Genomic DNA, 26,972 nt, shown 5'->3' with positions numbered 1-26,972 from the left:
TAACAGAATGCAATTCTGCCCCTGGAGGCGTTCGATGGAGCGAGATCTCTTCGGCGAGGAGCACCTGCTCTTCCGCGAGACCGTGCGCGAGTTCATGGCCCGCGAGGTCGTGCCGCACCACGCTCAGTGGGAGAAGGACGGCATCGTCCCGCGCGAGGCCTGGAAGAAGGCCGGAGAGCTGGGCATGTTCGGCTTCTCGGTGCCGGAGGAGCACGGCGGCGCGGGCATCAGGGACTTCCGCTTCAACGCCGTGATCGTCGAGGAGATCATGCGGCACGGCGCGAGCGGTCTCGGCTTCTCGCTGCACAACGACGTCATGGCCCCGTACGTCGTCGATCTGACCGACGACGAGCAGAAGCAGCGCTGGCTGCCCGGCTTCGTCAGCGGCGAGCTGATCACCGCGATCGCCATGAGCGAGCCGGGCGCCGGCAGCGACCTGCAGGGCATCAGGACCACGGCGGCCCGCGACGGCGACCACTACGTGCTCAACGGGCAGAAGACGTTCATCACGAACGGCATCAACGCCGACCTCGTCGTCGTGGTGGCCAAGACCGACGCCGAGGCGGGCGCGCGCGGCATCACGCTGGTGGTGGTGGAGCGGGGCATGGAGGGCTTCGGGCGCGGCAGGAACCTGGACAAGGTCGGCATGAAGGCGCAGGACACGGCCGAGCTGTTCTTCGACAACGTACGGGTGCCCGTCGCCAACCGCCTCGGCCCCAAGGACGGCGAGGGCTTCTTCCAGCTCATGAACAACCTGCCGCAGGAGCGCCTGTCGATCGCGGTGGCGGCGGTGGCCGCGGCGGAGGCGGTGCTGGAGGAGACGATCGAGTACTGCAGGACCCGCCAGGCGTTCGGCCGCAGCATCGGCTCGTTCCAGAACACCCGCTTCGTCCTCGCCGAGCTGGCCACCGAGACGGAGGTCGCCCGCCACTACGTGGACAAGTGCATCGTCGCGCTGAACGCCGGCCGGCTCACCGCCGTGGACGCCGCCAAGGCGAAGTGGTGGACCACCGAGCTGCAGACCAAGGTCATCGACCGCTGCCTGCAGTTGCACGGCGGCTACGGCTACATGACGGAGTACCCGGTCGCGAAGGCGTGGCTGGACAGCCGCGTCCAGACCATCTACGGCGGCACCACCGAGATCATGAAGGAGATCATCGGCCGATCCTTCGGATTCTGACGCCTTAAGCGCGGCAAACCAGATTCCGCCGCATACTGGGCACTATGGACAGCGGCCTGATCCTCCTGATTTTCCTGGCGTTGCTGTTCGCCTGGGGCCTCAACCGCGTGCGCCGGGCGATCAGGCTCGGCCCGGTCGGCTACGCCGGCGTGATGATCGTTTTCGTCCTGGTCATGCTGCTGCTCTGGGGCCAGACGAAGGTCTGAGCGGACTGCTCGGGGGCCCGGCCGAGGCGGATGGTAAAACCGTAGCGGGTATCGTCCTGACGCCGAGGAGCAGCCGATGTCGCTCGCCCCCGAGTTCCACGCCCCCGGCCCCGATGTGTTCGAGTTCCCGCCCTTATGGGCGGGCGCGCCCTTCTGGCTCACGAAACCGGTCCTGCTCGCCGTGCTGAGCGCCCTGGTGGTGTGCGCGCTGGCCTGGGGCGCCTTCGCCCGGCCGCGGCTCGTCCCGAGGGGCCTGCAGAACGCCGGCGAGTACGCCTACTCCTTCGTCCGCGAGCAGATCGCCCGCCCGTTCCTCGGCAAGGACTCCGACCGCTGGATGCCGCTGCTGCTGAGCATGTTCGCGCTCATCCTGGTCTGGAACGTCATGGGCGTCGTGCCGGGCGTGCACTTCTCGGTGACCTCCCACATCGCCTTCCCGGCGGTGCTGGCGGCCATCGCCTACGTGATCAAGCTCTACATGGGCTTCAAGCACCAGGGCTTCGCCGGCTTCTTCAAGAACTCGTTGTTCCCGCCCGGCCTGCCGCGCTTCCTGGCGATCGTCCTCTATGCCCCGCTCGAGCTCGTCTACATCTTCGTCACCTCGTTCTTCACCCACGCCGTGCGGCTGTTCGCGAACATGTTCGCCGGCCACATGGTGCTGGCGTTCTTCTCGGCGGTCGGCTTCTGGTTCCTGTTCGAGCAGCCGACGTGGCTGGGCGCGCCCATCGGCGTCGCCGCGGTGCTGATGACGATCGTGATGACCGCGCTGGAGATCTTCATCCAGTTCCTGCAGGCGTACCTGTTCGCCATGCTCGCCGCGATGTACATCGGCAACGCGATCGACCCCGCGCACTAACCCCGCAGGATGACCCTGGCGACCAGGTCGGGATCGTCGCTCATGGGCACGTGGCCGCAGCCCTTGAGCAGCTTGACCCGCTGGCCCGACCAGCGCGCCGCGCGTACGGCCTGGCGGCGCAGCAGCAGCCGGTCGTGCTCGCCCCACGCGATCGTGACGGGCGTCTTGGGCGGCGCGGGCGGCATCAGCCCGCCGAACGACTCCAGCGTCTCGTCGAACCCGGTCGAGCCGGCCAGCGCCTCGGTGGCGGCGATCAGGGCGGCGGGGTCGAGCCTGGAGGGGCGGGCGACCAGGACGCCGGCGGAGACCGTACGCAGATGGGGGTTCTCGGCCGTACGCGCGAGCTGCTCGGGCGGCAGCGATCTGGCCGTGGCCCTGAGCCCCCGCAGCACCGCCTGGCAGTAGAGCAGCTCAGGGCGGGACCAGAACCCGGTGGGAGACAGCGCGGTGGCCGTCCGGACGACGCCGCGCGAGGCCAGCTCAAGCGCGATGTAGCCGCCCAGCGAGTTGCCCGCGACGTGCGGCTCGCGCACGCCGAGCAGCGCGCAGAACGACTCCACCGCGTCCGCCAGCGACTCGGCGGTGTAGGGGATGCGGTCGGGCAGGCCGGGCGAGGCCCCGAACCCGGGCAGGTCGAGCGCGATCACCGTACGGGCGGCGGCCAGCCGGTCGAGCACCGGCAGCCAGCCCTGCCAATGGTGACCGATGCCGTGGATGAGGATCAGCGGCGCGCCGGTGCCTCGTCGTTCGAAGGCCAGGTCCATGGCGCCAGTGAAACACTCACCTGCCGCGCGTGGGAATCTCGAACCAGACGGCTTTGCCTTCCCTGGTGGGACGCGATCCCCAACGCCGGGCGAGCTGGTCGACCAGGTAAAGGCCGCGCCCGCCCTCGTCGTTCTCCCCCGCGCTGCGGATGCGGGGCAGCCGCAGGTCCTGGTCGAACACCTCGACCCAGACCGACTCCTCGCCCCTGCGCAGCCGCAGCGTGAACTCCTTGTCGCCGACGGCCTCCTCTTCGAGGCCCGGCATGTCCCAGGACTCCTCGAACGGCAGCGGCGGCCCCTCGACGACCAGCTCCCTGCGCGGCACCCCGGCGGCGGCGGCGTGCAGCACCACGTTGGTGACGACCTCGGAGACCAGCAGGCAGGCCAGCTCGGCCCGCTCCTCGGGGACGTTCCAGTCGGCGAACGCCTCGGCGGCCATCCGCCGCGCCTCGCCCACCATGATCGGCTGGGCCGGGAAGGTGCGGGCCTCGACGTCGAGGTCGACGTCGCTGGAGCGGACCACGAGGATCGCCATGTCGTCGTCGATCTCGCCGGGCACCGCGATCGTGGCGGCGTCGGCGATGCGCTCGACCTCGGCGCCGGACACCTTGGTCAGCTCCGCGCACAGCGTGCCGAGCGTCTCCTCCTCGCTCGGCATGCTGCCGTCGCGGCCGGGACGGCGATCGACCAGGCCGTCGGTGTAGAGCAGCAGCGCGGCGCCGGGCGGGAGGGAGACCGTCTCCTCCTTGTAGACGAGGTCGGCGTGCAGGCCCTTGGCGCGTACGCCGAGGGGCTGGCCGACCTCCTCGATCTCCAGCTCGCGGCATTCGCCGTCGACCAGCAGCAGCGGCGGCGCGTGCCCGGCGTTGGCGAACGACAGCTGGCGCGACCAGGCGTCGTAGACCAGGTATTGGCAGGTGACGATGGGCGGGATGCTGACCTCGCCGCCCTTGTCGTCCTGCTCGGGGGTGGCGATGATGCGGGTCCACTCGTCGAGCCTGGCGAGGATGTCGGCCGGCGACTTGTCGTCTTGGGCGAAGGCCCGCAGCGCGGCCCTGAGCTGGCCCATGATGGCCGCCGCCTTGGCGCCCCTGCCCTCGACGTCGCCGATCACGATGCCGACGCGGCCCGCGGACAGCGGGATGACGTCGTACCAGTCGCCGCCGACCTGGGTCTGGATGCCCTGGCCGTGGGAGGCGAGCGGGGCGGCCGGGTAGTAGCGCACGGCGATCTGCAGGCCGTCGAGCTGCGGCAGCGCGCGCGGCAGCAGGTATTTCTGGAACGACTCCGCCGTGTGGCGCTCCTCTTCGAACAGCAGCGCGTTGTCGATGGCGAGCGCGACCCTGGTGGCGATGGCGCCCACGAAGTCACGGTCGAAGGCGTCGTAGTGGGGGCTGCGGCGGTCGGTGAGGTTGGACAGGCCGAGGTACATCAGGCCCAGCGTCTCGCCCCGCACCAGCAGCGGCGCCACGATGGCGGAGGTCATGCCGATCTCGCCGCACAACCGCGCGCTGCCCTCGTGGGGGGCCGGGTAGCGGCTGCCGGCGAAGTCTTCGACCAGGATCGTCTCCTGGCGGCGGAGCGCGGTGTCGGCGTAGTGGCCGGAGGGGTAGCGGATCTCCGCGCCCACCGGCTTCCATGTTCCCGACGGGGGCGCCCACCCTTGCACGTGCTGAGAGACCCGGCGGACGAGCCGGTCACCCTCCATCAGCTCGATGAAGCAGTGGTCGGCGAACTGCGGCACGAGCATCTCGGCGACCCGCTTGAGCGTCTCCTCGACGTAGAGGGAGCCCGCGAGCCGCTCGCCGATGCGCTCGAGCAGCCCGAAGCGGTCCTTCTCCCGCTCGTTGCTGCGCAGCGCCTCTCTGGCGGTCATGACGATGCCGGTCACCGACCCCGAGGGGTGGCGCAGCGGCACCGCCTGCGCCCGGACGTAGACGATCGTGCCGTCGCCGCGCCGGACGTCGAACGTGCCCTCCCACACGCCGCCCTTGAGCACGTGCTTGGCCAGCTCGATGGCGAGCGGGTGGTCCTTCTCCATGATCCCGAGGGACAGGCCGGACGAATCACGCGACGACTTGGCCGGCCCGCCGAACAGCTTTTCGGCGAACGGGTTCCAATAGAGGAGATTGCTGAAACGGTCGGTGACGACCACCGCCATCTCGGCCTGGTCGAGCACCGACCCGGCAGCCAGGTGATCGGCCGCTTCTTGTGACAGATCCCCCCAACGCTTCATCCGGAGACCACTCCTCGGGGTGGCGTGTCTGCAAGACGGACCACGGGCGCTCCTGCAACAGTCTTGGCCAGGGGAGAGTGGAGGGCCTCCCTAGAGGGATTCAACCAAGTAGCCGCGCGCGCGTCAGCGCTTGGAGACAAAAACGTGCGCGGCGATATCGCGGGGGAGTTCCGCAGGAGTCTCGTTCGCGTCACCGTCACCTGTCACCCGTACACCGTCGTCGCTCGCCGCGAGCGTCACCTCGCGTCCGGGTTGTATCCCAACTTGCTTGAGTTTAAGCATCACAGCGGGATCGCTTTGCACTTGTTCGCTGATTCGGCGCACGACGACCGGAGTGTCGCGTGTGCCGGCCAGCTCGCACATCGTCGTGAGCAGGTCGGCGCCGCTCTCGACGGGCTCTCGCGCGCCCAGCTCGGCGAGGCCAGGGATCGGGTTGCCGTGGGGGCAGACGGTCGGGTTGTCGAGCAGCGTCACCAGCCGCGACTCGACGGACTCCGACATGACGTGCTCCCACCGGCACGCCTCGATGTGCACCTCTTCCCAGGGCAGGCCGATGACCTGGGTGAGCAGGCACTCGGCGAGCCGGTGCTTGCGCATGACGCGGGTGGCGAGCGTGCGGCCCAGGTCGGTCATCGACAGGTGACGGTCACCTTCGACGCGGACCAGGCCGTCGCGCTCCATGCGGGCGACGGTCTGGCTGACGGTGGGGCCGCTCTGCTGGAGACGCTCCGCGATGCGGGCCCGAAGGGGGACGATGCCCTCTTCTTCGAGCTCGTAAATCGTGCGGAGATACATCTCCGTGGTATCGATCAGGCCGTGTGCGGTCAAGGCTCCTCCCAACTGCATGGTACGCCGGTCGTGGCAGGGACTGAGCCCGTCAACCTCGGGCACAGGAATCACAGGAACCCTATGGGGAGAACGACCGACGATGGTTAACGACGGCAACAACGGGGCGGCCTCGTTCGTTCCCGACCGGCTCGACCTCGCCTCCCTGCGTACGGCGGCGGCCGGTTGTGAGGGCTGCGGCCTCTATCGCGACGCCACGCGGACCGTGTTCGGCGAGGGGCCGGAACGGGCGAGATTCATGCTGGTCGGCGAGCAGCCGGGCGATCAGGAGGACCGGCGCGGACACCCCTTCGTGGGGCCCGCCGGCCGGGTCCTGGACCGGGGGCTGGAGGAGGCCGGGATCGCGCGGGACGAGGTCTATCTGACGAACGCGGTCAAGCACTTCTCGTTCACGCCCAGAGGCAAGCGGCGCATCCATCAGAAGCCGACGGCGGCCGAGATCGACGCCTGCCATCCGTGGCTGGACGCCGAGCTGGCCGTGGTGCGGCCCGAGGTGGTGGTCGTGCTGGGGGCGACGGCGGCCAGGGCGCTGCTCGGGCCCTCGTTCCGGGTGACCAGGCACCGGGGCGAGGCGGTGCCGCTCGGTGAGGCGGTGGCGGTCGCCACCGTGCATCCGTCGGCGGTGCTGCGGGCGCCCGATCGCGACGCGGCGTACGCGGACTTCCTGGCGGATCTGAAGGCCGCCGCGCACGCCGCCTGACTCCGGCCCCCGATCGGCTCTGGGAGCCCTCTGACGGCGCTCTCACGACCGCGCAGGCGGTGCGGTGATCTCAGCGGGCGCGGTAATTGCGGAAGCCGGACACCGACAGGCCGACGATCAGGACGGTGACCGCGCAGGCGAGGCCGCCGCCCACCCAGGCGCCGGTCAGCCCGAACGCGGTCGCGGTGGCGCCGGCCCGCAGCTCGCCCAGGCGCGGTCCGCCGGCCACGACGACCATGAAGACGCCCTGCAGCCGCCCCCGCATCTCGTCGGGCGCGTACAGCTGCAGGATGGACTGCCGCCAGACCGAGGAGATGACGTCGGCGACGCCGCCGACGGCCATGAGCAGCACCACCAGCCACAGGTCGTGCACGAGCCCGGCGCCCGCCACCGCGAGCCCCCAGACGGCGATGATGATCGACAGCGCCACCCCCTGCCGCTTGACCCGCCCGACCCAGCCGGAGAACAGCGCGCCGGCCACGGAGCCGATGCCCATGGCCGAGGTCATCCAGCCGAGCGCCAGCTCGGAGCCGCCGAAGCGCTCGGCGGTCAGCTCGGGGAACAGCGCCCTGGGCATGGCGAGGACCATCGCGATGATGTCCACGACGAACGACATCAGCAGCACCGGGCTCTTGGCGATGAAGCTGAGCCCGTCGATCACGGATCGGAGCCCGGGCCGGGTCACCTCGCCCAGCGGGGGCAGCGCGGGCAGCCTGAGCGCCGCGTACAGGTTGGCGGTGAAGAGCACGGCGTCCAGCGCGTACGCCGAAGCGAACCCGCCGCTGGTCATCGCGACGGCCCCGATCATCGGCCCGATGACCGCGCCCATGCTGTAGACGAGCGAGTTGAGCGCGTTCGCGGCCGGCACCAGCTCGGCGTCCAGGATGCGCGGGATGATCGCGCCCCTGGTGGGCCCGGTGATGGCGAAGCCGGTGGAGTTGAACGCGACGGCGAGGAAGATCAGCCAGACGTTGTCGAGGCCGAGGATGGCCTGGACGAGGATGAACAGCGTGGCGGCCCAGGCCACGAACGACCCGGCGATGAGCAGCTTGCGCCGGTCGACGGCGTCGGCGATGGCGCCGCCCCACAGGCCGAAGACGACCAGCGGGATCAGGTTGGCCATGCCGAGCAGGCCCACGTAGAACGAGGAGTGGGTCAGCTCGTAGACCTGCTGGCCCACCGCGACGACGGTGACGCCGACACCGACGTGCGAGACCGCCTGACCGGTCCAGATCCGCCGGTAGGCGGGGACGCCCAGCGGGCGGGTGTCGACGAAATGACGTTTGAGCAGGTCCCCGATTGCCACGCGGAAGACATTAAGGGGCAAGTCGTTCTATTACCCACCCGGGTCGGGTCCGCCGGTACCGGAGCCTGTCGTGCATCCGGTCGAGCTGTCCCTGCCAGAACTCCACCTCGATCGGGTGGACACGGAAACCGCCCCAGAAGTCGGGCACCGGCGGATCCTCCGGCCAGCGCGCCGCCAGCTCCGCGTAGCGGGCGTCCAGCTCCTCCCTCGACCGCACCACGGCCGACTGCCGGGAGGCCCAGGCGCCGATGCGCGAGCCGTACGGGCGGGAGGAGAAGTATTCGGCCGACTCCTCGTGGGACAGCCGCGTCACGGTGCCCTCGACGCGGACCTGGCGGCGTACGGGGTGCCAGGGGAACATCAGGGACGCGCGCGGGTTCTCCGCCAGGTCGCGGCCCTTGCGGGACTCGTAGTTGGTGTAGAAGACGAATCCGCGTTCGTCGTAGCCCTTGAGCAGGACCGTCCTGGCGCTCGGCCGGCCGCCCGCCGAGGCGGTGGCGAGGACCATCGCGTTGGGTTCCGGCAGGCCGGCGTCGAGCGCCTCCTGGAACCAGGTGGTGAACTGATCGACCGGGTCGGGCGCGAGGTCCGACTCGAGCAGCGGCTCGCCCTCGTACGTACGGCGAAGCCCCGCCAGCATGGGCGGGCGCGGGGTGGCATCCACGAGACGGTATTCTTGCGCGCTCATGCGGCGGATCACATGGTGGGGCCGCATGCCAGCGGGTCGCCCCCAGTGTCCGGCCCCAAAGTCCGGTCCAGCCTTCGACCAGCGGGTTTGCCCGAACGGCGGGTCCCGAGACCGACCATGACCTGGGAGGGGGTTAAATTGACCCGCCGGTATCTCGACATCAACATAGCGGACCCGCACGAGGGGAGAACGACTGTGAGACCCCTGCGGCGGCCGCGACAAGGCACAGCATCGCGTTGCCGAAACATGGCAAGAAAGGGAGGCGGCCGAGAATGTCCGACTTCAAACCCGGGCTCGAAGGCGTCGTAGCTTTCGAGACCGAGATCGCGGAACCGGACAAAGAAGGGGGCGCCCTTCGATACCGGGGCGTCGACATCGAAGAGCTGGTCGGCCGTGTCCCGTTCGGGCACGTTTGGGGCCTGCTGGTCGACAACGCGTTCCAGCCGGGCCTGCCCCCGGCGGAGCCCTACCCCATCCCTGTCCACTCCGGAGACATCCGCGTCGACGTGCAGAGCGCGCTGGCGATGCTGGCTCCGGCCTACGGCTTCAAGCCGCTGCTCGACATCAGCGACGAGGAGGCCCGCGACCAGCTCGCGCGCGCCTCGGTGATGGCCCTGTCCTTCGTCGCGCAGTCCGCGCGCGGTCTCGGCCTGCCGATGGTGCCGCAGAGCCGGGTCGACGAGGCCAAGACCATCGTCGAGCGCTTCATGATCCGCTGGCGCGGTGAGCCCGACCCGAAGCACGTCAAGGCCATCGACGCCTACTGGACCTCCGCCGCCGAGCACGGCATGAACGCCTCGACGTTCACCGCCCGCGTCATCGCCTCCACCGGGGCCGACGTGGCGGCCGCGCTGTCCGGCGCGGTGGGCGCCATGTCGGGCCCGCTGCACGGCGGCGCACCGGCTCGCGTCCTGCACATGATCGAGGGCGTCGAGCAGCTCGGCGACGCCAAGAAGTACGTCCAGAGCGAGCTCGACAAGGGCAACCGCCTCATGGGCTTCGGCCACCGCGTCTACCGCGCGGAGGACCCGCGTGCCCGCGTCCTGCGGCGCACCGCCAAGGAGCTCGACGCGCCTCGCTACGAGGTCGCCGCCGCCCTTGAGCAGGCCGCGCTGGAGGAGCTGCATGCCCGCAAGCCCGACCGGGTGCTGGCCACCAACGTGGAGTACTGGGCCGCCGTGGTCCTCGACTTCGCCGAGGTTCCGTCCCACATGTTCACCTCGATGTTCACCTGCGCCCGCACGGCCGGCTGGGCCGCGCACATCCTGGAGCAGAAGCGCACGGGCAGGCTGGTCCGCCCCAGCGCCGACTACACCGGCCCGGCCTCCCGCCCCCTGAACGAGGTCCCGGGCGCCGACGAGGTCGTCGGCAAGTACTGACACGTACGAACCCCCGCCACGGCTACCGCGCGGCCCTCACGGCCCTGCGGTAGCCGTTCTGGTTTCCCGGGAGGCGCGACGCGCCGGTGGTCTCAGAATCCGGACCCGGTACGAGCCAGTCCACGCAGGTCGGTAGGCTCCGTTACGTGGCTGACATCGTGATTCCCGCTGACATCAAGCCCGCCGACGGCCGCTTCGGCTGCGGGCCCTCGAAGGTTCGCACGGAGCAACTGGCCGCGCTCGCCGCCTCCGGCGCGAGCCTCATGGGCACCTCCCACCGCCAGAAGCCGGTCAAGAACCTGGTCGGCCGCGTGCGCTCGGGCCTCGCCGACCTGTTCTCCCTGCCGGAGGGCTACCAGGTCGTGCTGGGCAACGGCGGCACCACCGCGTTCTGGGACATCGCGGCCTTCGGGCTCGTCCGCGACAAGTCCCAGCACCTGTCGTTCGGCGAGTTCTCCTCGAAGTTCGCCGCGGTCACCAAGAAGGCGCCCTGGCTGGGCGAGCCGAGCGTGATCAAGGCGGAGGTCGGCACCCACCCCGAGGCGGTCGCCGAGGACGGCGTCGACGCCTACGCGCTCACCCACAACGAGACCTCGACCGGCGTCGCCATGCCGATCAAGCGGGTCGGTGGCGACGACGCGCTGGTGCTGGTCGACGCCACCTCCGGCGCCGGCGGCCTGCCCGTCGACCTCAACGAGACCGACGTCTACTACTTCGCGCCCCAGAAGAGCTTCGCCTCCGACGGCGGCCTGTGGATCGCGATCATGTCGCCGCGCGCCTTGGCCAGGGTCGAGGAGATCGCCGCGAGCGGCCGCTACGTGCCCGAGTTCTTCAGCCTGCCGGTCGCGATCGACAACTCCGCGAAGGACCAGACCTACAACACGCCGGCGGTCGCCACGCTGTTCCTGCTGGCCGACCAGCTCGACTGGATGAACGGCAACGGCGGCCTGGCCTGGACCACCGCCCGCACCGCCGACTCCGCCTCGCGCCTCTACACCTGGGCCGAGAAGGCGTCCTTCGCCACGCCGTTCGCCGCGCCGGAGTTCCGCTCGCAGGTGGTCGGCACCATCGACTTCAGCGACGAGGTCGACGCCGCGGCGGTGGCCAAGGTGCTGCGCGCCAACGGCATCGTCGACACCGAGCCCTACCGCAAGCTGGGCCGCAACCAGCTGCGCATCGCGATGTTCCCGGCCATCGACCCGGCCGACATCGAGGCGCTCACGACCTGCGTCGACTACGTGGTCGAGCGCCTCTAGCGGCGCTCCGCACGACCCACTGGCCAGCACCGGCGATCCGGTGCTGGCCTTCTCATGCCCGACTCACGACTAGGAACGTTCTTGACCGCCACCCCCACGTTCGGCCCGGGACCCGCACGGCCGAAGAGCCTCGGCTACCTCATGTTCGCCAGCCGCTGGCTCCAGGTCCCGCTCTATGTCGGCCTCATCGTGGCCCAGGCCGTCTACGTCTGGCAGTTCGCGCTGGAGCTGTGGCACCTCATCGACGGCGTCTTCCTGCACGGCGCACCGCCCGCCGACGGCACCTCCCCTGAGGCCGTCGTCATGCTCACCGTGCTGGCGCTGATCGACGTGGTGATGATCTCGAACCTGCTCATCATGGTGATCATCGGCGGCTACGAGACGTTCGTCTCGCGCATCAACCTCAACGGCCACCCCGACGAGCCGGAGTGGCTCTCCCACGTCAACGCGAACGTGCTGAAGGTCAAGCTGGCCACCGCCATCATCGGCATCTCGTCGGTGCACCTGCTGCAGACGTTCATCAGGGCCGGCGAGATGCCCAACGACAAGATCATGTGGCAGACGATCATCCACCTGGCGTTCGTGGTCTCGGCCGTCGGCCTCGCCTACATCGACCGCCTGCTGTCGTCCTCACCCGCCGAGCACACCGCCTCGCACCTCTAGCTCAGGTACGGGTACGTCGTGGCGGGCGGCAGCTCACGCTTTCGCCGCAGCACCCAGCCGGCCACCACGCCGCCGATGAGCCCGAACAGGTGCCCCTGCCAGGAGATGCCCGGCTGGTTGGGCAGCACGCCCGCGAGGATCCCCCAGTAGGCCACGCCGACGCCGATGGCGATCACGATGTCGAGCAGCCTGCGGTCGAACAGGCCGCGGGCCAGGATGAAGCCGAAGTAGCCGAACACCAGGCCGCTGGCCCCGACGGTGTAGACGTCGGGGCTGGTGAGCCACGTGCCGATGCCGCCGATGAAGATGATCAGCACGGTAGCCCAGAGGAACTTGCGGATGTCGCGCAGACCGGCGAAGAAGCCCAGCACGAGCAGCGGCAGCGAGTTGGCGATCAGGTGGCCGAACCCGACGTGGAGGAACGGCGCGAAGATGATGCCGATCAGTCCTTGGGGCTCCCAGCCGACGATGCCGTACTCAAGGTCGAGGCTGCCGCCGAGGAAGAAGTCGACGCCCTCGACCAGCCACATCACGGCGAGCATCGCCACCATGACGATGAGCGCGCTCAGGGCACCGGACAGCAGGGCTCCGGCGCCGCGCTTGGCGGATTCGAAGGCGGAACCCGAATAGTCGCTCATGCGCTCTCCCGGTGAGTCGTCTCCTCTCTCTTTACCGTAACCAGGCGGAGCTATGTCTGCGCTAAGGCGAGCCCCTCCCGTTTCGTGGGAAAGCGGGAGGGGCCGGGGTCATTCGCCCTTCCACTGGGGCGCGCGCTTCTCGGCGAAGGCCGCCGCGCCCTCCATCGCGTCCTTCGACCCGAAGACCGGGTTGACGATCGCGGCTTGCTTCTTGAACATCTCGTCCAGCGACCAGTCCTGCGACTCGATGACGACCTTCTTGGTCGCCATGAGCGCGAGCGGGGCGTTCGCGGCGATCTTCTTGGCCAGCTCAAGCGCGCCTTCGAGCGCGGCGCCCGGCTCGGTGATGCGGTTGACCAGGCCCAGCTCGTACAGGCGGGCCGCCGGGTAATGGTCGCCGGTCAGCGCGATCTCCATGGCCACGTGGTACGGGATGCGCCGCGGCAGCCGCATGATGCCGCCCGCGCCCGCCACGAGCCCCCGCTTGGGCTCGGGCAGCCCGAACTTGGCCTCCGACGAGGCCACGATGACGTCACAGGACAGCGCCAGCTCGAACCCGCCCGCCAGTGCGTAGCCCTCGACGGCGGCCACCAGCGGCTTCTTCGGCGGCGCCTCCGTGATGCCGCCGAACCCGCGGCCCTCGACCACGGGCATGTCGCCGGTCAGGAAGCCCTTGAGGTCCATGCCGGCGGAGAACGTGCCGCTGGCCCCTGTCAGGACGTACGCGGAGATGTCGGGACGTGCGTCCAGCGCGTCCAGCGCCTCGGCCATGCCCCGCGCGACCGCCCCGTTGATCGCGTTCCGCGACTTGGGGCGGTTGATGGTGAGAACGGCCACATTGCCGGACTCTTCGACGAGCACTTCGTCAGACACGAGACCTCACTTGGGCTGGAAGCGGATGCCGCCGTCGAAGCGGACGACCTCGGCGTTCATGTAGTCGTTCTCGATGAGCGACCTGACCAGGTGCGCGAACTCGTCGGCGCGGCCCATGCGCTTGGGGAAGACGACCGGCGCGACCAGCTTGGCCTTGAACTCGTCGGCGTTGGGCGAGAAGCCGTAGATCGGGGTGTCGATGATGCCGGGGCAGATCGTGTTCACCCGTACGCCGATGGCGGCGAGGTCGCGCGCGGCCGGCACGGTCATGCCCACGATGCCTCCCTTGGAGGCCGAGTACGCGAGCTGCCCGGTCTGGCCTTCGAGCGCCGCGACGGACGCGGTGTTGATCACCACGCCGCGCTGCCCGTCGGCGTCGGCCGGCTCGGTCTTGGCGATCGCCGCGGCGCCGATGCGCATGAGGTTGAACGTGCCGATCAGGTTGACCTCGATGACCTTGCGGTAGGAGGCCGGGTTGTGCGGGTTGCCGTCGCGGTTGACCGTGCGCTCGGCCCAGCCGATGCCGGCGCTGTTGACGACCACGCGCAGCGGCTTGCCGGTGGCCACGGCGGCGTCGACGGCCGCCTGCACCTGCTCGTCGTCGGAGACGTCCGTCCTGGCGAAGACCCCGCCGATCTCGTCGGCGACGGCCTTGCCGCGCTCCTCGTTGAGGTCGGCGACGACCACGGTGGCGCCGGCGCGGGCCAGCTCGCGGGCGGTGGCCTCACCGAGGCCGCTGGCGCCGCCGGAGATGATTGCTGCAGATCCGTTCACGTCCATAACGTGGACCTTAACCGCAGACCGAATGAAGTTCTACTCGGGGGCGGCTAAATCTCGCCCACGGCCGTGTCGACGTCGGAATAGACCTTGATGCGGCGGTCGAGGCCGGTGGTGCGCAGGATGCGGGCCACCGGCGCCTGGGGCGCGGCCAGGGACACTCCGCCGCCCTCGCCCGTGGCCAGCCGCCAGGCCTCGATGAGCACGGAAAGGCCGCTGGAGTCCATGAACGACAGCTGCTGCAGATCGAGAACGAGCCGCGCGCCGTCCTGTTTGATGGCGTCGCGCACCTCGTCACGCAGGAACGGTGCGGTGAACAGGTCAAGCTCTCCCTCGACGGCCACCACCACGGCGTCACCCAGGGCGTGTCGCGCAAGCCGCAGCTTCATTGGGCCCCTCCTCGATGAGCCACTGTACTTCGACATCCCCGGATGGCGGGCATGCACAAACCACGAAAAGTCGGATACGGGGGGACAAGGCGGGCAGAATCGCGTACCAAACGCCCCGTCAAGAACCATGCCCAGGGTTTTTACCCATCTAGGGACGGTTGCTCCAACGGGTGCTCCAACCTGGAGCTCAGACGGCGGGGATCGCGAACCCGTACGGAAGCTCCAGACGGTGCCTGGCCAGCAGGTCGGTGTCGGCGAGCAGCTTGCGCGTGGGCCCGTCGGCGGCGATCACGCCGCCCGAGAGGATGAGCGAGCGCTCGCACAGCTCCAGAGCGTACGGCAGATCGTGGGTGACCATGAGCACCGTCACGTCGAGGGAGCGCAGGATCTCCGCCAGCTCCCTGCGCGCGGCCGGGTCGAGGTTGGAGGAGGGCTCGTCGAGCACCAGGATCTCCGGCGCCATCGCCAGCACCGTGGCCACCGCCACCCTGCGGCGCTGGCCGAACGACAGGTGGTGCGGCGGCCGGTCGGCGAACTCCAGCATGCCGACCCGCTCCAGCGCGTCCTTGACCACCCGCTCCAGCTCCTCGCCGCGCAGGCCCGCGTTGGCCGGGCCGAAGGCCACGTCGTCGCGTACGGTCGGCATGAAGAGCTGGTCGTCGGGGTCCTGGAAGACCAGGCCGACGCGCTGCCTGACCTCCTTGAGCGTGTCCTTGCGCACCGGGGTGCCGGCCACGGTGACCGTGCCGTGCCCGGCGGTGAGTATGCCGTTGAGGTGCATGACGAGCGTGGTCTTGCCGGCGCCGTTGGGGCCGAGCAGGGCCACCCGCTCGCCGCGGGCGATCGTCAGGTCCACGCCGAACAGCGCCTGCGTGCCGTCGGGGTAGGCGTAGGCGAGCTGCCGGACTTCGAGAGAGTTCACCAGGTGAGTCCCAACACTGCGAGGGCGGTGGCGGGCAGGGCCAGCGCGATGCTCCATTGGCGTACGGATGCCGTCATGTCTTGAATTATCGGCATACTGCCCGCATAGCCCCTGCTCAGCATGGCCAGATGCACCCGCTCGCCCCGCTCGTACGAGCGGATGAACAGCGCGCCGGCCGTCCGCGCGAGCACCGGGATCTGCCGGAAGTTCCGCGCCTCGAACCCCCGCGACTCCCTGGCCACCCGCATCCGCCGCATCTCGTCCATGATCACGTCGAGGTACCTGAGCATGAACATGGCGATCTGCACCAGCAGGCCGGGCAGCCGCAGCCGCTGCGCCCCCAGGAGGATCGTCCGCGGCTCCGTCGTGGCCGCCAGCAGGATCGACGCCACCACCCCGAGCGTGGCCTTGGCCAGGATGTTCCAGGCCGCCCAGAGACCCGGCACGCTCAGCGAGAGCCCCAGCACCGTGGTGCGCTCCCCCAGCCCGATCACCGGGATGAGGAAGGCGAACAGCACGAAGGGCACCTCGATCGCCATCCGCCGCAGCACGTACGGCGCCGGCACCCCGGCCGCCGCCAAGACCCCGGCCAGCAGCACGGCGTACGCGGCGAAGGCCCAGAAGTGCTCACGCGGGGTGGCCACCACCACGAGGGCGAAGGCGAAGACCGCCAGCAGCTTGCACTGCGGCGGCAGCCGGTGCACGACCGAGTCGCCCGGCAGGTAGAGCTGGTGGTGGTGCCCCGCGCTCACGTCTCACACCTTGATCTGGTCGGAGGACTTGTCACGGCCGCGCGCCGCGTAGCCGAGGGCGCCGGCGATCAGCAGCACCAGGCCCACGCCGATGATCCCGGCCACGCCGACGGGGATCCCGCCGACGTCACCGTAGTCGGCCAGCGCCCACGTCCCGAACTGGTGGTCGGCGGCCTGGTCGCCGAAGCCCTTGTTCTCGGCCACCGCCTCAAGCCCGTCGGGGTCACCGGAGGCGAAGAACGAGACGACCCCGGCCAGCACCAGCGTCACGCCGACGCCGCCGAGCAGGAACGGCTTGAGCGCGCCGCGCGCGGCGGCCACCGGCTGCGGCTCGCCCACCGTGGTCTCGTCCACCGTGGTCTCGCCGTCCGCGCCGCGCAGGACCAGCGGCTTGGACAGTCCGCGGGCGCCGTACACGAGGTCGGGACGGACGGCCAGCACGGCGCCGACGGTCAGGGCCGTGATCACCGCCTCGCCGACGCCGATCAGCACGTGCACGCCGCCCATGGCGGCGGCGACCGCGCCGACCTCGATCGGCGCGGTCCCGCCGATCGCGAACAGCAGCGTGAACGCGAGCGCCGCGGCCGGCACGGAGACCAGCGCGCCAAGGAACGCCGCCACCACCACCTTGCCCCTGGCCAGCCCCACCACCAGCCGGAAGACGCCCCAGCCGACGAGCACGGTGACCAGGCCCATGATGGTGACGTTGACGCCGAGCGCCGTCAGCCCGCCGTCGGCGAAGAACACCCCCTGCACCAGCAGCACCACGGCCATGCACAACACCCCTGTGTACGGCCCCACGAGTATCGCCGCCAGCGCGCCGCCCATCAGGTGACCACTGGTGCCCGCGGCGACCGGGAAGTTGAGCATCTGCACGGCGAAGATGAACGCCGCGACCAGCCCGGCCATCGGCGCGGTCCGGTCGTCGAGCTCGCGCCGCGCGCCACGCAGGCACACCGCGACACCGGCGGCGGCCACGACGCCGGCGGACACGGACGTCACCGCGTTGAAGAAGCCATCGGGTACGTGCACGGCTGCCTCCACTGAGCAGGTCGGACAAACGTTCCTACTTTAGGACATCGTCTTGCACCTGCACATAGATGGCAATTAGCGCAGGATTCTCTTCACGAGAGTTTCCGCAGTCAGACGCTTGACGACCGCGCTCAGCCGCCCCTTGCCCGACGTCGCGTACGGCCGCACACTCCGCATCAGCGCCGCACCCCACCACCGGCGCGGAGCCGCCACGGCGGTGGCGCCCGTCTCGATCCTGAACCGCGCGGGCGGCCCGCCCAGATCGAGCTCCAGGTACGCGTCCCAGGTCCCCGGCGCCAGCCGCCCCACCGCGGGACGGGCCGCGAACCCGCCACCGGGCAGCGGCACCACCCGCTCGGCACGCTCGCACCCGCTGCGCCGCTCCCGCCATACGATCCGCCTGATGGCCGCCGCCTGCGGCGCGGTGCCGGCCACCGTGACCTCGCCGTCGATGAGCAGCCGGTGGCCGAGCGCCCAGCGCGTCCTGATGAGCGTGGCCGCGCCGGGCACCGCCACCACGTGGCCGCCCACGTCGATGCTGAGGTTGCCGTTGTCCCTGGTGAAGTAGGGCAGCACCACGACGCCGCCGACCAGCCGGGGCCGCGGCCTGCCGAGGTCGCTCTCGCGGTCGGCCCCGAGCCGGCCCAGCCGGATCACGCCCTCGATCTCGACCGCCACCCGCAGGTCCCAGACGCCGGAGCCGAGCGCGCCCACGTCGAGCCGTACGGTGAACTCGCCGCCCTTGCGCTCGACCGGCAGCACCAGCTCGGTGCCGGGGTCGTGGCGGGCGCGCAGCACCACGGTCAGGCCGTCGTCCCTGGTGATGCCGTCCAGCCTGGCCGCACCGGTCACCACCAGGCGGTCGCCCTCCCAGCGCAGCCCGGTCAGCCTGCGGCGCACGGTGGCGGTCTCGATGCGGGCCAGGCGTACGAGGCGGTCGATGTCGCCGAGCGCGTCGGCGCGCTGCCGGTCGATGGTGTTGAGCCGCTCGTGCACGCCCGGGGTGTACCACTCGTCGCACAGCGCGGCGACCTCGCGCGCGATCTCCTTGCGGCGGACGTCGTCGCTTTCCAGGAACACGGTCCCGAGCTGGGTGAACACGTCGAGCCTGAAGTGCCGGCGCAGCAGGTGGTCGCGCAGCGGACCGGGCTCGACGTGCCTGGCCATCAGCCGGATCGGCTCCTTGATCATGGCCAGCCAGGCGAGCGGGTCCCTGCTGCCGGACTGCTGCATGATGCTGCTGCCGTCGGGCCGCGAGACCAGGTGGTAGCAGTCGTAGTCGGCCACGATGGAGATCGGCCCCGCGTGGCAGTAGGCGTGCACGCTGAAGAGGATGTCCTCGCCCACGAGCATGCCCTCGCCGAACCTGATGCGGTGGCGTTCGAGCAGCTCTCTCCTGAACAACTTGAAACAGCTCAGGCTGTTGTAGACCGGGCTGTCGCCGAGGCTCACCCGGTCCGCGTTCTGCTGGAACATCGACACCGGCGCCCGCCTGCCGTGACCGACGATCCGGCCGAGCACGATGTCGGAGCCGTTGGCGTCGGCCACCGACACCATGCGCTCCAGCGCCTCGGGGCCGAGGTGGTCGTCGGCGTCGCAGAAGAAGACGTAGCGGCCGGCGGCGTGCTCGATGCCGACGTTGCGCGGGCGGCCCGCGCCGCCGCTGCCCTCGATGTGGATCACCTTGATGACGCCGGGGTGGTAGGAGGCGTAGAGGTCGAGCAGCTCGCCGCTGCCGTCGGTGGAGCCGTCGTCCACCACCACGATCTCCTTCTTCACCCGCTGGACGAGCGCGGAGGTCAGGCAGCGGTCGAGGTAAGGCCGGCAGTTGTGCACGGGGATGACGACGCTGACGTCGAGGGCGTCGTCATCGCTGCCTGTCCCCGGCATCGCCACCACTCCAAGAGTTCACGTCGCGTCGTCATCCCGCTTCAGTATGTGACGAGTACGGGCGTCCGCGCGGGCCGATCGGGCGTTCTCCATCCCCTGCTTTTGCTAAGAACGGAGAATCACGGCATTCGGCCAATAAGCCCGCGCACACTGGCCAAATAGTTCATTCATGCAGCACCGAATGAGTTTCAGGGGTGTGGTTTTCCCTCCCGGGAGAAGAATCCCTCCCCCGCCGGGTGCATTCCGCCACCACCGCAGGCCGCGGGTGATCCGCGACCGGGCGTCGCGCGTCTACAGTTAGGCAACCTTGACTCGGAGGTGGCGGGTAATGGGATCGGATCTGCGCGGCGACACCGCGAACGGCTCGGCCGTCCACACGGCGGAGTTCATCGTTTCCTCGGCACGGCTGACGGAACTGTACGAATGCGCCGTCCTGCTGCGGCGTACGCGGGTGCGCGCGGAGGAGATCGTCGACGAGGCACGCGCCCTGGTGGCCGAGGCCCGGCAGCACGGCGACACCGAGCGCGCCCTCCTCCTGGAGGACCAGCTCGAACAGGCGCACGCCCGGTACCGCCAGGTGCTGAAGGCGTACCTGGTGCTCTGCCGCAGAATCAACGAGGAACGCCAGGACATCCTGCGCGTCCAGGTCGAACGCGACCGCATGTCTGGATTGTCGGGCGTGGCCTGAGATTTACGCGCAGGCACCCGCTCGCCGCCGCCACCCACTCATGTTTCACGAGCGGGCGGGAGAAACCAGCGAGAAATCGATGAATCGGGGTGAACCGTTGTGGCGTTTGGGGCGTCTCATAGTCAAGGAGGCCCGAAATGCACGCCTTGGACGGTCTCGCGGCGCCCGACTTGCAGCGGCTCCAGCTTGAGCTGCTCCTGATCCTGGCGCTGCACGAAGAGGCAGAGCGGCTGGCCGCCGACTAGAACGGGCTCCAGCTCCCCGGGGCCGCCCCCCGGGGAGCTGGAGCAGGGGGCGTACCATTTCTGGTCATGCTGCGCTGTGCCGTACTCGACGACTACCAGGACGTCGCACTCGGGCTGGCCGACTGGTCACGGGTGTCGGCCAGGAGCTACCGCGACCACTTCGCCGGCCTCGACGACCTCGTCACCGCCGTCCACGACTGCGAGATCATCGTCGCGATGCGCGAGCGCACGCCGTTCACCGCTGAGGTGTTCGCCCGGCTGCCCAACCTGCGCCTGCTCGTCACCACCGGCATGCGCAACGCCTCCATCGACCTCGCCGCCGCCCGCGACAACGGCGTCACCGTCTGCGGCACCGGCGCCGGCTCCACCCCGACCGTCGAGCTGACCTGGGCGCTCATCCTCGGCCTCGCCCGCCACCTGCTGCCCGAGGCCACCGCCCTGCGCACCGGCGGCCCCTGGCAGCAGACCGTCGGTGCCGACCTGCACGGGCGCACGCTCGGGCTGCTCGGGCTCGGCCGCATCGGGTCGCGGGTGGCCGCCGTCGGGCGGGCGTTCGGCATGGACGTCGTGGCCTGGAGCCGCAACCTGACCAGGGAACGCGCCGCCGAGTGCGGCGCCCGCCTGGCGCCCGACCTCGACGCGCTGCTGGCCTCCTCCGACGTCGTCTCCCTCCACCTCGTGCTCTCCGACCGCACCAGAGGGATGCTCGGGGCACGCGAGCTGGACCTGATGAAACCGACCGCCTACCTCATCAACACCGCGCGGGCGGCGATCGTCGACCAGGACGCGCTGGCCGCCGCCCTGCGCGAGGGGCGCATCGCCGGGGCCGGGCTCGACGTGTACGACGTGGAGCCGCTGCCTGAGGGGCACGAGTTCCGTACGCTGCCGAACGTGCTGGCGACGCCGCACCTGGGCTATGTGACCGAGCTCAACTACGGCACCTACTTCAGGGAGGCGGTCGAGGACATCGACGCCTTCCTGGACGGCGCCCCCATCAGGCAGCTCACCTGAACGCGCACCGATACCGCAGTTCGCGGACCTCAAGGCCGCCGATGACCGCGTCCTTCACGGCGCCGTCCCGCCGCCAGCCCATCCGCTCGTAGAACCGGATCGCCCGGGCGTTCCCCTCCAGTACCCACAGGCCGGCGGACGAGAAGCCCGCCTCCCTGAGCGTTCGCATCGACTCCGCCATCAGCCCGCGCCCGATGCCGCGCCCCCAGACGGCCGGCAGGGCGTAGATCGCGGCGACCTCCCCCACCTGCTCGGGGTCATCGTCGTCGTCCCGGGTGGGGCAGAGACCGGCGAAGCCGACCACGGCTCCTTCGTCCTCCGCGACCAGCGTGGCCCGGCGCGGCCAGCCGGCCTGCTGGATGAGCCGCTGCCACTGCGGGACGCGTTGCGCCGGTTGCAACCCGTCGAGCAGCGGCTGTGGCAGCAGCCCGTGGTAGGCCTGCTGCCAGGACCGTACGTGGATCTCGGCGACGCGCTCGGCGTCTTCTGCGATGGCTCGGCGAACTCGCATGTCAGCCTTTCGTACGGGCTCGGAAGGCGGCCGTTTTGACCCGATTCTGGCAGGCGGTCGAGCAGAAGCGGCGGGTGCCGTTGCGGGAGACGTCCACGTAGACGCGGTCGCAGTGCGGGGCCGTACAGACGCCGAGCCGGTCGCTGAACTCGCTGCCCAGCACCACCGCGAGGCCCGTCGCGCAGCCGGCCGCCCAGTCGCCCGCCATGGTGCCGCCTGGACCGTGGAAGTGCAGGTGCCAGGGCTCGCCGTCGTGCCGTTCGAGGCGGGGTCGCGCGTCGGTCTCGGCGAGCAGCACGTTCACCTGCTCGGCCGCACGGTCGAGGTCGCCGTCCGCGACGGCGGTGAAGACGGTACGCAGGCGCCGCGCCACCTCGGCCAGCTCGGCCCCCTCCGCCTGGGTGAGCTCGCGGTAGGAGGGACGCACCGCACGCAGGGCGTCGGTGGCGGCGGCGCCCAGGTCTCGCGGCACCGGGAGGGGGCGGCCTCGCTGCTCGCCCGGAGTCAGCGCGTTGACGAGGGTCACCGCTACCCTGACCACCGCATCTGTGTAACTGTTGTAATCCAATTGACCGGTTACACCTTCATGCCGTACGTTGTGACTGTCCAAAGCGTATATGACAGTTACAGGGAGAACGTTCGTGCTGACTCACGATGCCGCACTCCGATGGCTCGCGCGCTGGGATCGCCAGCAGGAGGGCTACCTGCCCGACCGCGAGGAACGCTTCACCGCGCTGATCGACGCCGTGCAGGCGCTCGGCCGGCCCGACCCCGTGGTCATCGACCTCGGCTGCGGCCCCGGCTCCCTGTCCGTCCGGCTGCTCGAACGGCTGCCCCAGGCCAGGGTGATCTCCGTGGACGCCGACCCGCTGCTCATCGGGCTGGGGCGGGCCGCGTACCCGCAGCTCACGTTCGTTTCCGCGGATCTGCGGACGAGCGGGTGGAGCGGCCTGCTCGGCCTCGACGGCCCCGCCGACGCGGCGGTCAGCACCACCGCGCTGCACTGGATCTCCGAGCCCGACCTCAAGGGCGTCTACGCGGAGCTGGCGACCGTGCTGCGGCCCGGCGGACTGCTGCTCAACGGCGACCACCTCGACACCGACGACGCCACACCCGCGCTCTCCCGTCTTGAGCACGCGGTGCACGACCTCGAGACCGAGCGCACGTTCGGCGCCGACCGCCCCGAGGACTGGCGGAGCTGGTGGGATGCCGTCGCCGCCGACCCCGACCTCGCCGAGCTCGACCGCGAGCGCACCACCGCCGGCGCCGACCACCACGGCTCGGAGTCCCGCCTGCTGTCGCAGCACGTGGGAGCGCTGCGCGAGGCCGGGTTCAGCGAGGTCGGCACGTTGTGGCAGCGGGGCAACAACCGGCTGCTGTGTGCCGTACGGGGCTAGCGACTCCCTTCACGTCACGGTCAGCGTCTGCGGGCCAGGGTGACGCCGTCCCGCACCGGCAACATCACGGAGTCGAGCCGCTCGTCCCGGGCGATCGCGTCGTTGACCTGACGCATCGCCACCTGCGCCGCCCCCTGGAACGCCGGATCCAGCACCCGGCCCCCGAGGAACACGTTGTCCAGCACCAGCAGCCCGCCGGGCCGCAGCCTCGGGACGATCTCCTCGTAGTAGGCCGGGTAGCCGGGTTTGTCGGCGTCCACGAAGGCGAAGTCGAAGGCGGGCTCGTCGGGCAGCGCGCGCAACGTGTCCACGGCGGGCCCGATCCTGAGCTCGATGCGATCGGCCACGCCTGCCCGCTTCCAGAACGGCTTGGCGATGTCCGTCCACTCGGTGCTCACGTCGCAGGCGATCAGCTTCCCGTCGGCCGGGAGCGCGCGGGCGATGCACAACGACGAGTACCCCGTGAAGACTCCGACCTCGATCGCCCGCCGCGCCCCCACCATCCGGGCCAGCATGCTCAGCAGCGCACCCTCGTCGGCCGAGACCTGCATCCCCGCCGACCGCCCGGTCACCTCCCGCGTGGTGGCCGCCAGCTCACGCAGCACCTCGTCGGCCGGGGTGCAGTGGGCAAGCAGATAATCCTCAACGATGGGCGAGACGAGCTCGACCTGCTCCCCAGAGACAGCCTCCGCCCACGCCACCCGCTCGCCCTCTCCCGCCCGCACGTCAGCCGCCCGCACGTCAGCCGCCTGCACGTCACCCGCCTGCACGTCACCCGCCGCGAGAAGTCGCCGCCCGATCTCCTCCTGAACGCTCGCCAACCCGCCGGCGTCCGCCGCGGCCGCGATCACCAGCACCTCATCCCCCGCCGCCAGCACCGAACAGCCACCCCCCGCCAGCGTCACCTTCGCCCGCCCCGGCCCGGTAACCTGAGCGTCCGGCTTGAGCCGCTCGACGATCCGGGCGAGGTGGCGGTCGGGGTCGGAGGTGGTGAAGCGAGCCGTGGACAGGGGCATGACAACTCCTCTTCGCCAGATTTTTCACGACTTTCCCGTACGCGCCCCAGTCTGCCCCCCGAACCGCCACCCTGGACAACCATCACCGGCTTTTGATCAACTGCGCACGTCCCTCAAGCAGCGACCCGAAAGCCCGACATGTCCCTCATCACCCTGACCGAAGCCACCACCCACTACGGCCTCTCCCGCGACGCCCTGAAGAAGATCACCGCCGCCGGCCTCCTCCCCGCATCCCACCGGCACGGCCGCACCCGCCTCATCCCTCGGGACGTGGCCGAACGCCTGAGCACCCGCCCCACCGCCCCGCTCCACGAGGTCCTGCCGAAGGACGAGGACACGATGCCCGTCCTGCGCGTCGACGTGGCGCAACCGGTCAAGGACCAGGACCGCCCCTACATCGGCTTCCACGCCGACCTGGCACCCGAGCACCTGTTAGAGGCCCTGCGCGGCTGGTGGGTGGGCGACCCGAAGAACATCTCGCGGGCCGGCATCCTCCCGATCACCCTCGGCGGCTTCGTCGTCGCCGTACTGACGGGCCTGGACGATTGGGAGAGCCGACGCATCTTCGGCACCCGCATCCGCCACCGCTTCCACGCAAGACTCGCCGGCTACCTCACCGACCTGGACGAACCGACGAACATGATCGAGACAGGCCCATCGGAGGACCAGACCCTCGCCAAGCTCCTCCTCGGCACACGCCTCCCATCGAACGCCGGCGGCCCCATCGCCTACGCCGGCCCCGCCCCCACCATCTGAGCTCTCACGCCGACGTCCGCGCAAGTACCGCCTTGCCCTTGCCGATCACGATTGTTCCATGGCCGAAAAATAGGGCGAGTAAATATTCAGGGCTTGGTACGGTGCTCAGTCCGTACGGAAGGAAGAGGGCGCGGATGCAGGAAGCAGAGGTACGGCGGGCGACCGCCGCGGCCAGAGCGATCGCCTCATCGCTCGGCCTCTCCGCCGGCGACGACGCGATCATCCTGCAGAACTCGAACAAGCTCATCCTGCGCCTGCTGCCCTGCGACGTGCTGGCCCGCGTGGCCCCCGCCACCCAGCAGGTGGCCGACCTCGAAGTCGACCTCGCCCGGCGGCTGACCGGCTCCCCCGTGGCAGCGCTCGATCCCAGGGTGGAGCCGCGCGCCTACGAGCACGACGGCTACGTGATCACGTTGTGGACCTACTACGAGCCGGTGGCCGAGGAGCCCCCGCCGGCCGACTACGCCGAGGCGCTGCACCGGCTGCACGCGGGCCTGCGCGCGCTCGACGTACCGGCCCAGCACTTCACCGACCGGGCCGAGCAGGCCCGCCGCCTCCTCGCCGACCGCGACCTCACCCCCGAACTCCCCGACGCCGACCGCGAGCTCCTCATCCGTACGCTGGCGAGCACGACCCGGGCGATCCTCGAGCGCGGCGGCCCCGACCAGCTCCTGCACGGCGAACCACACCCCGGCAACGTGCTCACCACGAAGAACGGCCTGGTCTTCATCGACTTCGAGACGTGCTGCCGGGGTCCCGTGGAGTTCGACCTCGCCCACGCCCCCGTGGACGTCCATGGGCATTACCCCGGGGCCGATCGGGAGGTGCTGCGCCAGTGCCGCCTCCTGGTCCTGGCTATGATCATCACGTGGCGCTGGGACCGCGACGACCAGCTCCCGGACGGGCGGCGGCTGGGCGCGGAATGGTTCGACGAGCTCCGGGCGGACCTGCTCACGGGGTCTTGAGCGCACCCCCGTCCACCAGCCAGTTGGCGCCGACCGCACTGGGCAAACGCCGCCAGATCGGCGCCGAACCCGTCCGCGCCGGTGAGCAGCGGCGTACGCGTGCCGGAGGGAGTGACGACGTTCACCCCGACGTCCTAGGAGCATCGATGGCAGTCGCCCTCATCTACGAGACGCACTCGATCAGCACCCACAACGAGGCCGGCATCGCGAGCGGCTGGCTGCCCGGCGAACTGTCGGAGCGCGGCAAGGCTCTGGCCGCCGAGCTGGGCGAACGCCGCCGTAATGACGGCCTCGACGTGGTCTTCAGCTCGGACCTGCGCCGCGCCGTACAGACCGCGCAGATCGCCTTCGAGGACTCGGGCGTCCCTCTTCTCCAGGACCCCCGCCTGCGCGAATGCCATTACGGCGAACTCGACGGCATGCCGGTAAGCCGGTTGGAGGGAAACCGGGCCCGGCACATCGACCACCCGTGGCCCGGCGGCCAGAGCTACCAGGACGTGGTCGAACTGACCAAAGAATTCCTCATCGACCTGGCCGGGAACTGGGACGGCAAAAAGGTGCTGGTGATCGCCCATTCAGCCAACCGCTGGGCCCTCCAACACCTTTTGACCGGCGTACCCCTGGCCGACGTGGTGGATCGCCCTTTCGCATGGCAACCCGGCTGGACGTACGAACTGCCCACCGCCTGGAAAGGCGCCGCTGACCCGAGAGCAGCCCATTAGCGCGCCCTACTCCATGGATGCTGGACTCCTCATAACCAGCGCAGCGAGCAGAACCAGCGCTCAGCGCATCCGCTCCAAAGCCGACCTCTGCGGCATGAGCCTCTCGATGGGCGCGTCCCCCTCGTCATGGCCGTCAACAGCACCGAACCCGCGCCAAGCGACGCGATCATGAAAGCCCTCAACGCACTGATCGAGAACGGCGAGTACGGCGAGCTGCTCACCGACCGAGGTCTCCAGGACGGCGCCGTCACCGCGGCCCGGATCATCCGCAGCACCTCTTAGGGCGCGCATCGAATCCGGGCCGCACA

The 26,972-nt window shown here is 70.1% G+C and carries 29 protein-coding genes; 13 read left to right on the top strand and 16 right to left on the bottom strand.

Annotation, left to right across the window (positions count from 1 at the left end; all coding sequences use genetic code 11):
* The first annotated feature begins 34 nt into the window (after positions 1-34).
* From AB0K18_RS23620 to atpB, 3 genes are all read left to right on the top strand, one after another.
* Entirely contained in the window at positions 35-1,180 is a 1,146-nt protein-coding gene (locus AB0K18_RS23620; protein WP_364917641.1) for an acyl-CoA dehydrogenase family protein, read from the top strand.
* Between the two features lie 44 nt (positions 1,181-1,224).
* Entirely contained in the window at positions 1,225-1,386 is a 162-nt protein-coding gene (locus AB0K18_RS23615) for a hypothetical protein (RefSeq protein ID WP_364378193.1), read from the top strand.
* A 76-nt stretch (positions 1,387-1,462) separates the two neighbouring features.
* Complete coding sequence (gene atpB, locus AB0K18_RS23610; protein ID WP_364917638.1) at positions 1,463-2,242, top strand: F0F1 ATP synthase subunit A; 780 nt, start codon at positions 1,463-1,465, stop codon at positions 2,240-2,242.
* On the opposite strand, the gene AB0K18_RS23605 is transcribed toward atpB, so the two are convergent.
* From AB0K18_RS23605 to AB0K18_RS23595, 3 genes are all read right to left on the bottom strand, one after another.
* On the bottom strand, positions 2,239-3,006 hold the full coding sequence (locus tag AB0K18_RS23605; protein ID WP_364917636.1) for an alpha/beta fold hydrolase: 768 nt from the start codon (positions 3,004-3,006) through the stop codon (positions 2,239-2,241). The two genes, atpB and AB0K18_RS23605, sit on opposite strands and share 4 nt — an antisense overlap.
* Before the next feature lie 16 nt (positions 3,007-3,022).
* Positions 3,023-5,242, bottom strand: coding sequence for a SpoIIE family protein phosphatase (locus tag AB0K18_RS23600; protein WP_364917634.1), 2,220 nt, complete (start codon positions 5,240-5,242; stop codon positions 3,023-3,025).
* 123 nt (positions 5,243-5,365) lie between these two features.
* On the bottom strand, positions 5,366-6,070 hold the full coding sequence (locus tag AB0K18_RS23595) for a metal-dependent transcriptional regulator (RefSeq protein ID WP_364378185.1): 705 nt from the start codon (positions 6,068-6,070) through the stop codon (positions 5,366-5,368).
* 100 nt (positions 6,071-6,170) lie between these two features.
* Here AB0K18_RS23595 and AB0K18_RS23590 point away from each other — a divergent pair, with 100 nt between their 5' ends.
* On the top strand, positions 6,171-6,788 hold the full coding sequence (locus tag AB0K18_RS23590; protein ID WP_364917631.1) for a UdgX family uracil-DNA binding protein: 618 nt from the start codon (positions 6,171-6,173) through the stop codon (positions 6,786-6,788).
* Between the two features lie 70 nt (positions 6,789-6,858).
* Here the strand turns inward: AB0K18_RS23590 and AB0K18_RS23585 are convergent, their stop codons facing one another.
* On the bottom strand, positions 6,859-8,094 hold the full coding sequence (locus tag AB0K18_RS23585; protein WP_364917629.1) for an MFS transporter: 1,236 nt from the start codon (positions 8,092-8,094) through the stop codon (positions 6,859-6,861).
* A 10-nt stretch (positions 8,095-8,104) separates the two neighbouring features.
* On the bottom strand, positions 8,105-8,782 hold the full coding sequence (pdxH, locus tag AB0K18_RS23580) for a pyridoxamine 5'-phosphate oxidase (protein ID WP_364917626.1): 678 nt from the start codon (positions 8,780-8,782) through the stop codon (positions 8,105-8,107).
* 272 nt (positions 8,783-9,054) lie between these two features.
* Here pdxH and AB0K18_RS23575 point away from each other — a divergent pair, with 272 nt between their 5' ends.
* The 3 genes from AB0K18_RS23575 to AB0K18_RS23565 all read left to right on the top strand — a co-directional run bounded on the left by AB0K18_RS23575 (position 9,055) and on the right by AB0K18_RS23565 (position 12,080).
* Positions 9,055-10,161, top strand: a complete 1,107-nt coding sequence (locus AB0K18_RS23575) for a citrate synthase 2 (RefSeq protein WP_364917623.1) — start codon at positions 9,055-9,057, stop codon at positions 10,159-10,161.
* A gap of 146 nt (positions 10,162-10,307) precedes the next feature.
* Complete coding sequence (serC, locus tag AB0K18_RS23570) at positions 10,308-11,417, top strand: phosphoserine transaminase (protein ID WP_364917620.1); 1,110 nt, start codon at positions 10,308-10,310, stop codon at positions 11,415-11,417.
* 81 nt (positions 11,418-11,498) lie between these two features.
* The gene (locus tag AB0K18_RS23565; RefSeq protein WP_364917618.1) at positions 11,499-12,080 is read left to right on the top strand and encodes a TIGR00645 family protein; all 582 of its coding nucleotides are present in this window, start codon (positions 11,499-11,501) and stop codon (positions 12,078-12,080) included.
* Here the strand turns inward: AB0K18_RS23565 and AB0K18_RS23560 are convergent.
* From AB0K18_RS23560 to AB0K18_RS23525, 8 genes are all read right to left on the bottom strand, one after another.
* On the bottom strand, positions 12,077-12,718 hold the full coding sequence (locus AB0K18_RS23560; RefSeq protein ID WP_364917615.1) for a rhomboid family intramembrane serine protease: 642 nt from the start codon (positions 12,716-12,718) through the stop codon (positions 12,077-12,079). The two genes, AB0K18_RS23565 and AB0K18_RS23560, sit on opposite strands and share 4 nt — an antisense overlap.
* 108 nt (positions 12,719-12,826) lie before the next feature.
* The gene (locus tag AB0K18_RS23555; protein WP_364917612.1) at positions 12,827-13,591 is read right to left on the bottom strand and encodes a crotonase/enoyl-CoA hydratase family protein; all 765 of its coding nucleotides are present in this window, start codon (positions 13,589-13,591) and stop codon (positions 12,827-12,829) included.
* A gap of 6 nt (positions 13,592-13,597) precedes the next feature.
* A complete protein-coding gene (locus AB0K18_RS23550; RefSeq protein ID WP_345395495.1) occupies positions 13,598-14,371 on the bottom strand; it encodes an SDR family NAD(P)-dependent oxidoreductase in 774 nt (257 codons plus the stop codon).
* A 47-nt stretch (positions 14,372-14,418) separates the two neighbouring features.
* Entirely contained in the window at positions 14,419-14,757 is a 339-nt protein-coding gene (locus tag AB0K18_RS23545; protein WP_043624827.1) for an STAS domain-containing protein, read from the bottom strand.
* A gap of 187 nt (positions 14,758-14,944) precedes the next feature.
* A complete protein-coding gene (locus AB0K18_RS23540; RefSeq protein ID WP_364917608.1) occupies positions 14,945-15,679 on the bottom strand; it encodes an ABC transporter ATP-binding protein in 735 nt (244 codons plus the stop codon).
* Entirely contained in the window at positions 15,676-16,431 is a 756-nt protein-coding gene (gene cbiQ, locus AB0K18_RS23535) for a cobalt ECF transporter T component CbiQ (protein WP_364917605.1), read from the bottom strand. Before cbiQ ends, AB0K18_RS23540 begins: the two co-directional genes overlap by 4 nt.
* Positions 16,432-16,434: 3 nt before the next feature.
* Entirely contained in the window at positions 16,435-17,463 is a 1,029-nt protein-coding gene (locus AB0K18_RS23530; RefSeq protein ID WP_364917602.1) for an energy-coupling factor ABC transporter permease, read from the bottom strand.
* A 75-nt stretch (positions 17,464-17,538) separates the two neighbouring features.
* Positions 17,539-19,353, bottom strand: a complete 1,815-nt coding sequence (locus tag AB0K18_RS23525) for a glycosyltransferase family 2 protein (RefSeq protein WP_364917600.1) — start codon at positions 19,351-19,353, stop codon at positions 17,539-17,541.
* 328 nt (positions 19,354-19,681) lie between these two features.
* Here AB0K18_RS23525 and AB0K18_RS23520 point away from each other — a divergent pair, with 328 nt between their 5' ends.
* A complete protein-coding gene (locus AB0K18_RS23520; RefSeq protein WP_345395476.1) occupies positions 19,682-20,041 on the top strand; it encodes a hypothetical protein in 360 nt (119 codons plus the stop codon).
* 311 nt (positions 20,042-20,352) lie between these two features.
* Positions 20,353-21,297 (top strand): D-2-hydroxyacid dehydrogenase family protein, encoded by a 945-nt coding sequence (locus AB0K18_RS23515; RefSeq protein ID WP_364917597.1) that lies wholly within the window; start codon positions 20,353-20,355, stop codon positions 21,295-21,297.
* On the opposite strand, the gene AB0K18_RS23510 is transcribed toward AB0K18_RS23515, so the two are convergent.
* Positions 21,290-21,808 (bottom strand): GNAT family N-acetyltransferase, encoded by a 519-nt coding sequence (locus AB0K18_RS23510; protein WP_364917595.1) that lies wholly within the window; start codon positions 21,806-21,808, stop codon positions 21,290-21,292. The genes AB0K18_RS23515 and AB0K18_RS23510 overlap by 8 nt on opposite strands.
* Before the next feature lies 1 nt (position 21,809).
* A complete protein-coding gene (locus AB0K18_RS23505) occupies positions 21,810-22,349 on the bottom strand; it encodes a CGNR zinc finger domain-containing protein (RefSeq protein ID WP_364917592.1) in 540 nt (179 codons plus the stop codon).
* A 100-nt stretch (positions 22,350-22,449) separates the two neighbouring features.
* Here AB0K18_RS23505 and AB0K18_RS23500 point away from each other — a divergent pair, with 100 nt between their 5' ends.
* Positions 22,450-23,205: a class I SAM-dependent methyltransferase gene (locus tag AB0K18_RS23500; RefSeq protein ID WP_364917589.1), complete on the top strand. Its 756-nt coding sequence runs from the start codon at positions 22,450-22,452 to the stop codon at positions 23,203-23,205.
* Positions 23,206-23,225: 20 nt separating this feature from the next.
* Here AB0K18_RS23500 and AB0K18_RS23495 read toward each other — a convergent pair whose 3' ends face one another.
* Positions 23,226-24,221 carry a class I SAM-dependent methyltransferase gene (locus AB0K18_RS23495; RefSeq protein ID WP_364917587.1) on the bottom strand — a complete coding sequence of 332 codons (996 nt, stop codon included), beginning with the start codon at positions 24,219-24,221 and terminating at the stop codon, positions 23,226-23,228.
* Positions 24,222-24,359: 138 nt separating this feature from the next.
* On the opposite strand from AB0K18_RS23495, the gene AB0K18_RS23490 reads away from it, so the two are divergent.
* The 3 genes from AB0K18_RS23490 to AB0K18_RS23480 all read left to right on the top strand — a co-directional run bounded on the left by AB0K18_RS23490 (position 24,360) and on the right by AB0K18_RS23480 (position 26,664).
* Positions 24,360-24,977, top strand: coding sequence for a hypothetical protein (locus tag AB0K18_RS23490; RefSeq protein WP_364917584.1), 618 nt, complete (start codon positions 24,360-24,362; stop codon positions 24,975-24,977).
* A 134-nt stretch (positions 24,978-25,111) separates the two neighbouring features.
* On the top strand, positions 25,112-25,942 hold the full coding sequence (locus AB0K18_RS23485) for an aminoglycoside phosphotransferase family protein (RefSeq protein ID WP_364917582.1): 831 nt from the start codon (positions 25,112-25,114) through the stop codon (positions 25,940-25,942).
* Positions 25,943-26,088: 146 nt separating this feature from the next.
* The gene (locus AB0K18_RS23480; protein ID WP_364917579.1) at positions 26,089-26,664 is read left to right on the top strand and encodes a histidine phosphatase family protein; all 576 of its coding nucleotides are present in this window, start codon (positions 26,089-26,091) and stop codon (positions 26,662-26,664) included.
* The last annotated feature ends 308 nt before the right edge of the window (positions 26,665-26,972 follow it).

The organism is Nonomuraea sp. NPDC049421, assembly GCF_040677005.1.
GTDB lineage: Bacteria > Actinomycetota > Actinomycetes > Streptosporangiales > Streptosporangiaceae > Nonomuraea > Nonomuraea salmonea.
This window is presented reverse-complemented; position numbering and strand designations above follow the sequence as displayed.